Annotated in this window: 13 protein-coding genes and 6 tRNA genes; 9 read left to right on the forward strand and 10 right to left on the reverse strand. The window is 73.7% G+C overall.

Annotated features, from left to right (window positions below):
* The first annotated feature begins 37 nt into the window (after window positions 1-37).
* Window positions 38-850, forward strand: coding sequence for a TrmH family RNA methyltransferase (locus OHA91_RS30015; protein ID WP_031150287.1), 813 nt, complete (start codon window positions 38-40; stop codon window positions 848-850).
* 6 nt (window positions 851-856) lie between these two features.
* On the opposite strand, the gene OHA91_RS30020 is transcribed toward OHA91_RS30015, so the two are convergent.
* On the reverse strand, window positions 857-2,053 hold the full coding sequence (locus OHA91_RS30020) for a serine/threonine-protein kinase (RefSeq protein WP_078959264.1): 1,197 nt from the start codon (window positions 2,051-2,053) through the stop codon (window positions 857-859).
* A gap of 527 nt (window positions 2,054-2,580) precedes the next feature.
* Here OHA91_RS30020 and OHA91_RS30025 point away from each other — a divergent pair.
* Window positions 2,581-2,790 carry a hypothetical protein gene (locus OHA91_RS30025; protein WP_381625941.1) on the forward strand — a complete coding sequence of 70 codons (210 nt, stop codon included), beginning with the start codon at window positions 2,581-2,583 and terminating at the stop codon, window positions 2,788-2,790.
* 236 nt (window positions 2,791-3,026) lie between these two features.
* Here the strand turns inward: OHA91_RS30025 and OHA91_RS30030 are convergent.
* From OHA91_RS30030 to OHA91_RS30050, 5 genes are all read right to left on the reverse strand, one after another.
* Window positions 3,027-3,101 (reverse strand) — tRNA-Val (locus OHA91_RS30030).
* Window positions 3,102-3,141: 40 nt separating this feature from the next.
* Window positions 3,142-3,213, reverse strand: a tRNA-Val gene (locus tag OHA91_RS30035).
* Between the two features lie 19 nt (window positions 3,214-3,232).
* A tRNA-Val gene (locus tag OHA91_RS30040) sits at window positions 3,233-3,304 on the reverse strand.
* Window position 3,305: 1 nt separating this feature from the next.
* A tRNA-Cys gene (locus OHA91_RS30045) sits at window positions 3,306-3,379 on the reverse strand.
* A gap of 39 nt (window positions 3,380-3,418) precedes the next feature.
* Window positions 3,419-3,491 (reverse strand) — tRNA-Gly (locus OHA91_RS30050).
* A 180-nt stretch (window positions 3,492-3,671) separates the two neighbouring features.
* Here OHA91_RS30050 and OHA91_RS30055 point away from each other — a divergent pair.
* From OHA91_RS30055 to OHA91_RS30065, 3 genes are read left to right on the forward strand one after another with little or no spacing between them, the layout of a single operon-like run.
* Window positions 3,672-4,754: a chorismate-binding protein gene (locus tag OHA91_RS30055; protein WP_328740365.1), complete on the forward strand. Its 1,083-nt coding sequence runs from the start codon at window positions 3,672-3,674 to the stop codon at window positions 4,752-4,754.
* Window positions 4,751-5,572, forward strand: coding sequence for an aminotransferase class IV (locus OHA91_RS30060; protein ID WP_031150279.1), 822 nt, complete (start codon window positions 4,751-4,753; stop codon window positions 5,570-5,572). Before OHA91_RS30055 ends, OHA91_RS30060 begins: the two co-directional genes overlap by 4 nt.
* 43 nt (window positions 5,573-5,615) lie before the next feature.
* Entirely contained in the window at window positions 5,616-6,458 is an 843-nt protein-coding gene (locus OHA91_RS30065; protein WP_031150277.1) for a GNAT family N-acetyltransferase, read from the forward strand.
* A 48-nt stretch (window positions 6,459-6,506) separates the two neighbouring features.
* On the opposite strand, the gene OHA91_RS30070 is transcribed toward OHA91_RS30065, so the two are convergent.
* Complete coding sequence (locus tag OHA91_RS30070) at window positions 6,507-7,001, reverse strand: DsbA family protein (RefSeq protein ID WP_031150275.1); 495 nt, start codon at window positions 6,999-7,001, stop codon at window positions 6,507-6,509.
* A gap of 158 nt (window positions 7,002-7,159) precedes the next feature.
* Here OHA91_RS30070 and OHA91_RS30075 point away from each other — a divergent pair, with 158 nt between their 5' ends.
* Together OHA91_RS30075 and OHA91_RS30080 are read left to right on the forward strand one after the other, a co-directional pair.
* The gene (locus OHA91_RS30075) at window positions 7,160-7,603 is read left to right on the forward strand and encodes a hypothetical protein (protein WP_031150273.1); all 444 of its coding nucleotides are present in this window, start codon (window positions 7,160-7,162) and stop codon (window positions 7,601-7,603) included.
* Between the two features lie 252 nt (window positions 7,604-7,855).
* Window positions 7,856-8,029: a hypothetical protein gene (locus OHA91_RS30080; protein WP_173675212.1), complete on the forward strand. Its 174-nt coding sequence runs from the start codon at window positions 7,856-7,858 to the stop codon at window positions 8,027-8,029.
* Here the strand turns inward: OHA91_RS30080 and OHA91_RS30085 are convergent.
* Both OHA91_RS30085 and OHA91_RS30090 read right to left on the reverse strand, forming a co-directional pair.
* Window positions 7,970-8,590: a CGNR zinc finger domain-containing protein gene (locus OHA91_RS30085; protein WP_031150271.1), complete on the reverse strand. Its 621-nt coding sequence runs from the start codon at window positions 8,588-8,590 to the stop codon at window positions 7,970-7,972. The two genes, OHA91_RS30080 and OHA91_RS30085, sit on opposite strands and share 60 nt — an antisense overlap.
* A 197-nt stretch (window positions 8,591-8,787) precedes the next feature.
* Entirely contained in the window at window positions 8,788-9,201 is a 414-nt protein-coding gene (locus OHA91_RS30090; RefSeq protein WP_030011909.1) for an SsgA family sporulation/cell division regulator, read from the reverse strand.
* 176 nt (window positions 9,202-9,377) lie between these two features.
* Between OHA91_RS30090 and OHA91_RS30095 the strand changes: the two genes are divergently transcribed.
* A complete protein-coding gene (locus OHA91_RS30095; RefSeq protein WP_031150269.1) occupies window positions 9,378-9,848 on the forward strand; it encodes a TIGR02611 family protein in 471 nt (156 codons plus the stop codon).
* Between the two features lie 46 nt (window positions 9,849-9,894).
* Window positions 9,895-9,966: transfer RNA gene (locus OHA91_RS30100), tRNA-Val, on the forward strand.
* Between the two features lie 59 nt (window positions 9,967-10,025).
* Here the strand turns inward: OHA91_RS30100 and OHA91_RS30105 are convergent.
* Entirely contained in the window at window positions 10,026-12,377 is a 2,352-nt protein-coding gene (locus OHA91_RS30105; RefSeq protein ID WP_328740367.1) for an SCO7613 C-terminal domain-containing membrane protein, read from the reverse strand.
* Window positions 12,378-12,413: the final 36 nt, after the last annotated feature.

A 12,413-nucleotide genomic window follows, 5' to 3' on the forward strand; every position in this document is an offset into this window, starting at 1 on the left:
CGTTGGCACCGCACCCAGGACAAGGCAGTATCACCCTGTGGCTGATCTCATCACCATCACCGACCCCGACGACCCCCGCCTGCGCGACTACACGGGCCTGACCGACGTCGAACTCCGGCGCAGGCGCGAGCCCGCGGAAGGCCTCTTCATCGCCGAGGGCGAGAAGGTCATCAGACGGGCCAAGGACGCGGGTTACGAGATGCGCTCGATGCTGCTCTCCGCCAAGTGGGTCGACGTCATGCGCGACGTCATCGACGAGATCCCGGCACCGGTCTACGCCGTCAGCCCCGACCTCGCCGAACGCGTCACCGGCTACCACGTGCACCGCGGCGCCCTCGCCTCCATGCAGCGCAAGCCGCTGCCGACGGCCGAGGAACTCCTCGCCGCGACCCGCCGCGTGGTCGTCATGGAGGCGGTCAACGACCACACCAACATCGGGGCCATCTTCCGCAGCGCCGCCGCCCTCGGCATGGATGCGGTGCTGCTGTCGCCCGACTGCGCCGACCCGCTCTACCGGCGCTCGGTGAAGGTCTCCATGGGCGCGGTGTTCTCCGTCCCCTACGCCCGCCTGGAGGCCTGGCCCAAGAGCCTGGACTCGGTGCGCGAGGCCGGCTTCAAGCTGCTCGCGCTGACCCCGCACGAGAAGGCGACGCCGATCGACGTGGCCGCGCCGCAGTCCCTGGAGCGGGTCGCGCTGATGCTCGGCGCCGAGGGCGACGGCCTGTCCACGCGGGCGCTGGTCGCCGCAGACGAGTGGGTGCGCATCCCCATGGCCCACGGCGTGGACTCGCTGAACGTGGGCGCCGCCGCCGCGGTCGCCTTCTACGCGGTGGCCCAGAGCCACCCGTAGCGGGCGCTACAGCTTCTGGGCGGCGGCGATGCCCAGCGCCACGATCAGCGTGACCACGATGAACACGATCAGGCGCTGGCGCATCAGCTTCGGGTCCGGCCGTGAAGGCCGGCGCCCCGCGCCCGTCGTCCTGGGCGCCGGGCGGCCGCCCGTGCGCCCCGCGGTCGGCCGGGAGGACGGGCCGCCGGAACTGCGCGGGTTGCGCGAGGAGGAGGGCCGCGAGTGGGGGCCGCCCGGAGAGCCGCCCTGCACCCTGGGCGCGCCGCCGCCCGTACGGCGCTCCGTACGCTGCTCCGCGTGGTCCGGGGCGCCCTCCGGCAGCCGTCCCGTCGGCCGCTCCGTCCGCACCCGCTGGGCCGGCGGGCGGCCGTCCGACAGCCCCTGCGCCTCGCGGGCCGCGATCTCCTTGAGCCGCATCGACAGCTGGAGCGTGCTGGGCCGCTCCTCGGGGTCCTTGGCCAGGCAGGCCCGTACGAGGGGCGCCAGGGCGTCGGGGACCCCCTGCAGGTGCGGCTCCTCGTGCACCACGCGGTACAGCATGACCTCGGAACTGCCGTGCCCGAAGGGCGAGTCGGCGGTGGCCGCGTAGGCGAGGGTGGCGCCGAGCGCGAAGACGTCCGTGGCCGGGGTGACGGCGGCGCCGCGCACCTGTTCGGGCGCGAGGAAGCCGGGGGAGCCGACGGCCGTACCCACATGGGTGAGGGTGCTGGCCCCGGTGGCCCAGGCGATCCCGAAGTCGATGATCCGGGGGCCCTTGGGGGAAAGGAGGATGTTCGAGGGCTTGAGGTCCCGGTGGACGACCCCCGCCTCGTGTACGGCGACCAGGCCCTCGGAGAGCGCGGCGCCGACGGCGGCGATCTGCGCGGCCGTCAGAGGGCCCTCCTCGGCCACCTTGTCGTGCAGCGAGGGCCCGGGCACGTACTGGGTGGCGAACCACGGCCGCTCGGCCTCCAGGTCCGCGGCGACCAGGCGCGCCGTGCACCCGCCCCGGATCCGCCGGGCCGCGGACACCTCGCGGGCGAACCGCGAACGGAACTCCTGGTCCTCGGCCAGGTCCGGCCGGATGACCTTGAGCGCGACGCGCTGCCCGCGCCGGTCCGATCCCAGGTAGACCACGCCCATGCCGCCGGCCCCGAGCCGCCGGTGCAGTCTGAACGAGCCGACGACACGCGGGTCCTCGCGCCGGAGCCGCATCATCGCCATGTCCACCCCGCTGACCGGTCGTCCTGTTGACCTGCCACAGCTTACGGACCATCCGGCATGCGTGCTCAGAGGCCGCGCCCTCGTCGGGAGATTCGATTGTCAGTGCGGCACAGCACACTTGAGGGAGCCTCAGGGATCTCGCCCGCCGGCCCGGAGAAGGCCGGCCGCGGGCCCAAACAGCCCTTCGGGCAAGGGGATTGGCGCTCCGGCGCAGGTCGGAGTGCGCCGGAGCGCGCACCGGCGCCGCCGCGACCAGAGTCGATCTTGACCATGTCCGATCGACGGACACGCATGAACAGGGAGTGACGGAAGTGAGGGAAGTCACTACCCTCCGGTCATCCCCTCCGGGATGACCCCGACACAAGGGGGACGGTCTCCACCCAGGGGAGTACGCGGCGGGGTCGCCCTCATCCTCCTGGAGGCCCGGCAATGGGTACGAGGGCATGAGGCCTGCGGCCGTCCGCCCGCCTAGTGTTGAAGTCAAGCGGCGGGTGATGCACTCGTCCCCCGAGGTCAAGAGCCCGCCGCTGCCAGACGACAGGGAGAGGACCATGGCGGACATCGCACGGCAGGGACGCAAGGCATTCGCGTTCAACAGCCATGAGTCCGGCACCCGCCACCCGCTGGTGGCCGCGGCCATGGTGCTCCCCCTGGCCGCCCTGCTGCTCTTCCTCTTCGGAGGGTTCGATCAGCTGGCGGCACAGGCGTCGTCCGTGGGCATGATGCCGGGGCGCTGAGCGGCGCCCCGGGCCCGGGAGAGCGGCCCGGGCCGGGACATCGGCCTGTCGTACCCCGTGGGGACGGGGGCGCGACGGACGGCAGGTGAAGGGTGCTGCCCGCACGACTGGGGAGTCGTACGGGCAGCACCCTTTTTGACGCCCGCGCAGACCCCGCGCAGACCCCGCGCATGCACCCCGCACCCGTGTGGAGGAACGCGAAAGCCCCGGCCGTGGATACGGCCGGGGCTTCCCGGTGGTGCGCGATACTGGGATTGAACCAGTGACCTCTTCCGTGTCAGGGAAGCGCTCTCCCGCTGAGCTAATCGCGCGGGACCGCGGTGCGAAACCGCAGATGGTGCGTGTACTGCGTGCGCGATACTGGGATTGAACCAGTGACCTCTTCCGTGTCAGGGAAGCGCTCTCCCGCTGAGCTAATCGCGCGGGGATCCTTGCGGACCAGTGGACGATACTGGGATTGAACCAGTGACCTCTTCCGTGTCAGGGAAGCGCTCTCCCGCTGAGCTAATCGTCCTTGGAGGTGGAGACGGGATTTGAACCCGTGTAGACGGCTTTGCAGGCCGTTGCCTCGCCTCTCGGCCACTCCACCATGGAGCTGCAGGGGTTCTCGGGAAGATCCCCCACTTCGAGCGGACGACGAGACTCGAACTCGCGACATCCACCTTGGCAAGGTGGTGCTCTACCAACTGAGCTACGTCCGCAGGTCACCGTGTTCGCTCCGGGGTTTTCCCCCTTCGCTCCCTGGCGACGTGTTGAACTCTAGCGGATTCCCGGTCCAGCTCAAAAACGCGTTTCCGCAGCGTGCTGCCGCTCGATCACCACAGGTCACCCGGCCGTCACCGCACCGGCGCCCTCGCGTCGCCGGTCATAGACTCGCAGCCGTGCACGACCTGCCCCCCATGGCCCGCTTCGGCGGCCTCCTCGCGACCGACCTGCGGGATGTCACCAGTGATCCCGCCGCCCTCGACTCCACCGGCTTCTGGGCGGTGGCCGCCGACTTCGAAGGGCGCCTCGTCTGCGCGCGCTTCGGGGACGTACGGCCCGACCCCGTTCCCGCGCCCGTCCCCGGTGCCTGGACCGGTCCCGACGCCGACCAGTGGACCTCCTCCCTCGACCGGGCCGCGTACGTCGCCGGAGTGCGCCGCATCCGCGAGCACATCGCGGCCGGCGAGGTCTACCAGGCCAACCTCTGCCGGGTGATGTCCGCACCGCTGCCGCGCCCGGACCGCGCCGACGTCGACGCCCTCACCGCGCTCCTCGCGCGCGGCAACCCCGCACCCTTCGCAGGAACGATTCGTCTCGCGGCGCACGGCGTGGAGATCGCCACCGCCTCGCCCGAGCTGTACCTGCGCCGAGACGGCCGCCGCGTCGAGTCCGGACCCATCAAGGGCACCGGCCGCACCGTCGCCGACCTCCTGCCCAAGGACCACGCCGAGAACGTGATGATCGTGGACCTGGTACGCAACGACCTCGGCCGGGTCTGCGCCACGGGCTCCGTGTCCGTCCCCGAACTGTGCGCCGTCGAGGAGCACCCCGGCCTCGTGCACCTCGTCTCCACCGTGAGCGGCGAGCTGGCCGACGGGGCCGGCTGGCCCGAACTGCTCGCCGCGACCTTCCCGCCCGGATCCGTCACGGGCGCGCCCAAGTCCTCCGCCCTGCGGATCATCGAAGCCCTGGAGACCGCCCCCCGCGGGCCCTACTGCGGGGGCATCGGCTGGGTCGACGCGGACCGGGGCACCGGCGAGCTCGCCGTCGGCATCCGTACCTTCTGGATCGACCGGGAGGCCCCCGGCGCCCCCCGCCTCCTCTTCGGCACCGGGGCCGGCATCACCTGGGGTTCCGACCCCGACCGCGAGTGGGCGGAGACCGAGCTCAAGGCGGCCCGCCTGCTGCGGGTCGCTGCCGACCGGGAGACCAACGGCCCCCATTGGGCGAACGGCACCACGGGAAGGACAGCACCATGAGGATCTGGCTCGACGGAGCCCTGAGGGACGTCGACAGCGCGACCGTGTCCGTCCTCGACCACGGGCTCACCGTGGGCGACGGCGTCTTCGAGACGCTCAAGACGGAGCGCGGCAGGGCCTTCGCGCTCACCCGCCACCTGGAGCGGCTGACCCGCTCGGCCCGGGGCCTCGGCCTCCCCGACCCCGACCTCGACGAGGTGCGCCGCGCCTGCGCCGCCGTCCTGGAGGCCGAACCCGTCGAACACGGGCGGCTGCGCGTCACCTACACCGGCGGCCTCGCCCCGCTCGGCTCCGACCGCGGCGACGCAGCGCCCACCCTGATCGCCGCCGTCGCCGCGTCCCCCCGCCGCCCGGACACCACCGCCGTCGTCACGGTGCCCTGGGTCCGCAACGAGCGCTCCGCCGTGGCCGGCCTGAAGACCACCTCGTACGCGGAGAACGTGGTCGCCCTCGCCGCCGCGCACCGGGCGGGCGCCTCCGAGGCGCTCCTGGCCAACACCGTGGGCCGGCTCTGCGAGGGCACCGGCTCCAACGTGTTCGTCGTGCTCGACGGGGAACTGCACACCCCGCCCCTGGAATCCGGCTGCCTCGCCGGCATCACCCGGGCCCTCGTCGTCGAGTGGGCCGGCGCCAAGGAGACCGACCTGCCCTTCGAGGCGCTGGAACAGGCCGAGGAGGTCTTCGTGACCTCCTCGCTGCGCGACGCCCAGGCCGTCGTCCGCCTCGACGGCCGGGAACTGGGGACGGGGCCCGGACCGGTCACCGCCGAGGTCATGCGGATCTTCCAGGTGAAGGCCGGCGCCGACCTCGATCCGTGAACACCGGTGACGCGGAGCCGCGGGGCAGGTAGAACTCGAGGTGATGACCACCACCCTGCGGCCCGCGCAGCCGCTTCAGCGAAACAGTGACGGCACCCGACGGAGGGCCTACGAGGTCCGGGTCAACAGCCGCCGGGTCGGCACCCTCGAACTGGCCACCAGGTCCGCCGCCCAGCCCGGCATCGGTGTGATCCGGGGGCTGTGGATCGACGAGGGCGACCGCCGGCGCGGACGCGGCACGGTCGCCGCGCTCGCCGCCGAGGAGGTGCTGCGCTCCTGGCGCTGCACCGGGGTCGCCGTGTCGGTGCCCGCCGACGCCGGGCCGGCGCTGCGGATGGCGGCGGCCCTCGGCTACCGGGAGACCGGCCGGGTCATGGTCAAGGAACTGCCGGAGCCGCCGCCGGACCTCCCCGCCGGCAGCATCGGCCGGCCGATGACCCGGGCCGAGTTCGACGCCTGGCTGGAGCCGGGCATCGTGGAGTACGGCCGCCGGCTCGTCGCCCCGGGCATGACCGAGGAGCAGGGCGTGGCCGCCTCCCGCGCCGAACACGCCAGGATGCTGCCCGACGGCCCCGACACACCGGGGACGGACTTCCTCCTGCTGGAGACCCCGGCAGGGGAGACGCTGGGCACCGTGTGGATCGGGGAGTGCGAACTGCCCGGCCTCGGCGCCGCCCCGTACGTGTACGACGTCAAGGTCGCGCCCGAGCACCGCGGGCAGGGCCACGGGCGGACCCTGATGCTCCTCGCCGAGCGGACCGTCCTGGCCGCCGGAGGGAGCCGGCTGGGCCTGCACGTGGTCGAGGGCAACACCCCGGCCCGGCGGCTCTACGAGTCGCTCGGGTACCGGGACGTCGCGGTGAACGCCTCCAAGGTGCTGATCTAGGCCGTCTCTTCCGGATCCTGCCCGACCCGCGCCGCCCGGCGCCGACGCCTAGTCAGCGAGGAGGCGGTCGACGATCTCCTCGATGCGGGCGCGCAGGCCCTCCTGGCTCTTGCCGCCGTCGAGGCGCTCGCCGTCGATCACGTAGGTCGGGGTGCCCGTCACGCCGATCGCCTTGCCCTCGGCCTGGTCGGCGTCGACGATCAGGATGTGCCGGCCGTCGATCAGGGCGGTGTCGAACTCCTCGACGTCGAGACCCAGGTCGCGGGCCACGTCCAACAGCACCGGCTCGCCCCGCTCGGACAGCTCCGCGGTGCGGGCCAGCAGGGCCTCGGCGTAGGGCCAGCCCTGGCCCTGCTCGGCGGCCTCCTCGGCCGCCTGCGCGGCGGCGAACGCGTGCTTGTGCTTCTCCAGGGGGAAGTGGCGCAGCCGGATGTCCAGCCGGTCGCCGTAGCGGGCCCGCAGGGCGCGGACGTCGTCCAGGGCGCGGTGGCAGTCCGGGCACTGCAGTTCGCACCAGACGTCGAGGATCACGGAATCGGTCATGCGGACAGTCTCCCAGGACCTGGGGAGGAGATCCGACCCCGATATCTCCCGGAGATCCGCACGGGGGAGGCCCCGTGCCTGGCCCCTGCGGCGGCGGGCGGTGCACGATGGACGGACGGGGACAGACCGCCCCGCCCTCGAAGAGTCCGGAGGACCGCATGCTTGCCGAGACCATTTGCTCCGCGGTGTCCGCGGCGGGCCTGGGCATCGCCGTGGTGACCGCCTACCGCAGGCGGTTCCTGGCCGCCGCGCGGATCACCGCGTACTCGCTGGTGCCGATCGGCCTCGTGCTGACGGGTGTCGTGGAGTGGCTGACCGGCATCGTCTTCAACCCGACCGTCTGGATCGGCTTCGCACTGCTGGGGCTGGCCTGGCTGATCCTCTTCACCACCCGCGCCGTCGAGCGGCGCAGTCCGGGCAGCTCCGGGAAGCCCGCGAAGAAGGCGAAGGCGGGCGCCTCCCCGGAGGCCGTCGCCCCGGCCGCCTCCCAGCCCTCCCTGGGCACCGCCGGCCCCACCACCCCCCGCCGCGACCAGCCGCCCGCCGCCCCCGCGGACGACTTCTCCGACATCGAAGCCATCCTCAAGAAGCACGGCATCTGACGACGCCCCGGGCCGGGCACGCAGCCGGTCAGCACTTCTTGGTCTGCTTCCGCTGCGGGCGGTTCCAGTCGCCCCGGGGCGGGCGACGCAGCCGGCGGGCACGGCATCGACCACCGCGCCCGCGCGGGAAGCACGGCGGGCGGGGTGGCGGGAGGCGGATCGCGGTACGTCCACAAGATCGAGCGAACTGCCGCGCGAGTGTTGGCGTGTTGAGGCGTGCGTGGCGGCCCGCTGCGCCATCATCGGCGCGACATGTTCGAGACATCGCAGAGTGACCCCGCGGTGCCCGTCCCGGTACCCGACCCCGTCGCCGACGAGCCGCGGGGCTGCCTTTTCGCCCTCTCCCAGCCGCCGCTGATGATCTTCCTAGCGGTGATCGGGATCCTGCTGCTGCTCGCCGCCGTGCACGATCTCTTCCTGCTCTGACGGCCCCGCGTCGGCCTCCTTGCGGCGGGCCCGGTACGCCGCGACGTGCAGCCGGTTCCCGCAGGTCCGGCTGTCGCAGTAGCGCCGGGAGCGGTTGCGCGAGAGGTCCACGAAGGCGCGCCGGCAGTCGGGGGCCTCGCACCGGCGCAGCCGTTCCTCCTCGCCGGAGACCACGATGAAGGCCAGCGCCATGCCGCCGTCGGCCGCCAGGTGGTCGCCCACCGACGCGCCCGGCGCGAAGTAGTGCACGTGCCAGTCGTAGCCGTCGTGGTCGGTCAGCTGCGGGGTGGTGCCCGCGGTCGCCACGAGCTCGTTGATCAGCACGGACGCGGCGCGCGCGTTCGGCGCCGCGAAGACCTGGGCGAACTTCGAGCGCACGGTCCGGACGCCGGCCAGATCACGGGCGCCGAGCTCGCCGACGTCGCTGATCGAGTACTCCTGGACGAAGCCGCGCAGCGCGCCGATGTCCGAGAGACCGTCGGGCTGGTCGGGTTCGGCCGCGGTGTTCACCAGCGCGACGACGACGTCGAGCGCGCGACGGGTGTCGTGTGGGATCTGCACGGTGTCTCCCTGGGGGCCGGGCCTGCGGCGACGGGCGTGCCGCCGATGCCGCCCGACAATAGCCGGTCCCCGCACAGCACACAGGCGCCGTCCTCGCGGGTGGCTTCCGCGGGAACAGCGCCGGCGCACGCGTATGTGGTTGTCCGCTCCGCACCGTCGCCCCGAGTCGGACGGTGTCGAGCGGCCGTGAGCCTGGCTCAGCTTTCGGCCAGGATGTGGGAGAGCTCCTTGTCGAGGTCGAAGTGCCGGTGCTCGGTCCCGGGTGGAACCGCGGCGTCCGTCCGCTTGAGGAACGACTCCAGGGCTCGGGCGGGTGCTTCGAGAAGCGCTTCTCCCTCCGGTGAGCTCAGGGCGATGCAGACGACGCCCTGACCGTGACTGCGGGAGGGCCAGACGCGGACGTCGCCGGTACCGGTGGGCCGGTGGAGACCCTCTGCGAGGAGGTCGCGGGCAAACACCCATTCGACCGTCTCCTCGGCGCCGGTGTGGAAGGTGGCGTGCACGGCGTAGGGGTCGGCCGTGTCATACCGCAGGCCCGCGGGAACAGGCAGTGAGGACTCGCTCGACACAACGAGGCGCAGGTGCAGCTCGCAGCTGACCGTGGTGTTCATAAGCGCCAGGGCCTTTCGCTCAGTGTGCGCTCGGGGATTCGCACGTCGGCGAAATCGACATGCCACCTACGGTGTCGTTGTAAACCCCTCTGACCGTTTTGTGGACCTCTGGGTCCCTCGGACGGCGGATCCAAACCGTCGTTCCCGTGTGCTTCGCGCTCGGGTAGATTCGACTCATGAATACGGGGAGTGACCGCGGAACGAACGAGTCCGCTACCGGCGACACCACCACGGAAACCAGCGCGCAGAGCGCCGCGGAGACCGCGGAGGAAACGCCGCACGTGTCGAAGGCGCCCGCCTTCATCAAGGCCAGCAAGAGCCTGCACCTCAGCTGGCAGGTCGGCGTCTTCATCGTCGGCCTCGCGGTGATCGCCGCCGGCGTCGCCATGCTCGTCCTGCCCGGCCCCGGCTGGGTCGCGATCTTCGCGGGCCTGGCGATCTGGGCCACCGAGTTCGCCTGGGCCCACCTCGTGCTGCGCTGGACCAAGCGCAAGGTCACCGAGGCCGCACAGAAGGCGCTCGACCCGAAGGTGCGCCGCCGCAACATCATCCTGACCACCGTCGGCCTCGTCGTCGCGGGCGCCCTGATCGGCTTCTACCTGTGGAAGTACGGGCTCGTCCTGCCCTGGGACCTCAAGGACCAGTGATGGTCAAAGAGCACCGCTGACATGGGGTAATGTTTGCGGTGCGTCCGGGCGATTAGCTCAGTGGGAGAGCACTTCGTTCACACCGAAGGGGTCACTGGTTCGAACCCAGTATCGCCCACCCGGACCAGGGGCCCGGAGACATTCACCGTCTCCGGGCCCCTGGCGTTTTCGCCGCCCCTAGCGCAGCCGCCCGATCGCCGCACGCAGCCTGCGCGCGTCCCGCAGCCGCTTCTCGTACGTCGCACCCACCGCCAGCAGCAGCACCCCCGCCAGGGCCGGCGGCACCCAGCGCGGCAGCGCCCCCGCGACCTGCACCACGTACGGGGCCAGCTCGTGCACCGCCACCGCCGCCAGCACCGCGCCGCCCAGCAGGAGCGGAGCCTGGAGCCGCCGGTGCGCACCCGCCAGGGTCACCGCCAGCGCGGCCGCCCCCAGCAGCAGCGGGCGCACCCAGTCCGCGTCGCCCCAGGCCGCCAGCAGGCTCGGCACCAGCGTCGCCGCCAGCCCCGGCCCGTACGCCGTCCAGGACGAGGCCTCCGCGTCCCGGCGGCGCCGCAGGAAGCCCACCGCGAGCGCGGGCACCGTGACCGGCAGCGTGTACGCCTCCGGCGCCGTCACCCCGGCCTCCGCCAGCCGCACCCACGTCGCCGCCACGAACAGCGCACCCGCCGCCCAACCCAGCACCCGCCGCTCCGGCCGCACCGCGGCCCCCGCGCAGACCACCCCGGCCAGCGCCAGGGCCAGGGCCAGCGTCCCGGGCCGCCCCGCGGACAGCACCAGCGCCAGGACACCCGACACGGCCGCCGCGATCTCGGCCGGCAGCCGTACGGCGCCCAGCCGCGGCCCGAGCGCCGCCACGAGCGCCGGGACCGCCAGGACCGGCAGCGCCCACCAGGCCACCGCCAGGTCCGTCACCGCGGACGCGGCCACCAGCAGCCCCGTCGCGTAACCGACCGCGCACACCGCGGCCCCCGACCGGACCCACCGCGCGGCGGGCCCGTACGCCGCTCCCGCCGCACAGCCCGCGCCCAGCAGGCCCCAGACCGCGAAGGTCGCCGCGCGGCCGTCCAGCGCGCCCAGGGACACGTTCGCGGCCCCCGCCAGCGCGCACACCGCCGCCGCGATCCCGGCCCCCCGCGCCGGCGGGCGCAGGGCGAGGACCCCGGCCGCCCCCGTCACCGGGAGCTGCACCGCGAACACCGCCGCCACCGGGAACCCGAGCAGCACCGGCGCCGTGAACAGACCCGCCCAGCCCAGGACCACCGCCAGCACCCCGGGCTCCGGCCGCGCCGACACCCGCGACAGCCACCAGGCCGCCCCCGCCGTCATCAGCAGCGCGACCGCGGCCGCCGCCCCCGGAGCGTACGGATCCGCCGCCGGGGTCGTCACCGCCCACACCTCCTCCAGCACCCGCAGCCGCGCCACCAGCACCGCCGCCACGGCCGCGCCGGCCGTCAGCGCGCCCAGGGCGCCCACCACCGCACCGGCGAGGACCGCCCCGCGCCGGACCGCCTCCGGCAGCGCGGGCACCCGTACCGCCGCCAGCAGCGGCAGGCCCACCAGCAGGTGCGCCACCACCGCCCAGCCCGGTTCAAGCTCCGGCCGGGCCACGCCGCCGACGGCCGCCACCGCCGCCACGGCGCCCACCAGCGCCGCGGCCCAGGCCCGCGGCTCCCGCCAGGCGGCCGCCACACCCAGGGCCGCGCCGGCCAGCAGCAGCGCCGCCGGAGCCAGGGCCTGCCCCGCCGAGCCCGCCGACCACGACTGCGCCGCGCCGACCAGCAGCGCGGCCGAGCCCAGCACCGCCGCCGGGACCGCCGCCGCACGGACCCGCAGCGCCAGCGCCGCGTCCAGTGCCGCCGTCACCAGCAGCGCCCAGCCGAGACCCAGCGCACCCGCATCCCCGGCGACCGCCGCCAGCGGCAGCGGCAGCTGCGCGGCGAGCACCGCCGCAGGCAGCGGCAGCCGCAGCGTCCGCAGCGCCGCCCCGTACCCGGCCCACACCGCCGCCAGCACCGCCGCCGCGCCCGCCGCGTACCCGGTGCCGTCGGCGTCCGGCATGCCGACCGCGTACAACGCGTACGCGTCCAGCACCGTCAGCAGCAGCCCCACGGCGGCCACCGACTCCGCCGTCGAACGCAGCCCGCGGCGCACCAGCGGCACGGGTGCGGCCAGAGCCGCCGCCGTCACCACGGCCAGCACCGCCGAGCGCCCGGCGATCCCCATCGAGCCCCAGCTGACCAGAGTGAACGCCAGCGCGGCCACGGCCAGCAGCACCGCGCCCAGGGCGAGCAGCACGTTCTGCGCACTGGGGGCCGAAGCCTCCTTCGCGGGCCCTGAGGGGCCGGCGGACCAGGAGGGCGAGCCGGAAGCGGCGGGTCCCCAGCGGACAACCGCCGTGCCCGACTGCTGGAGCAGGCGCAGCAGCCAGTCCCGGCGGGCCAGCAAGTGCAGGCGCCGGGCATCGAGTTGGGCCAGCTCACGGTCGATGAGCGCCAGCTCTTCGGCCGGCGGCAGAGGGGAGTTCATATGCGGAGTGTGGCGCCCGTCACCCGGTCAGGACAT

Origin of the sequence: Streptomyces erythrochromogenes (assembly GCF_036170895.1) — a bacterium.
Lineage (GTDB): Bacteria > Actinomycetota > Actinomycetes > Streptomycetales > Streptomycetaceae > Streptomyces > Streptomyces erythrochromogenes.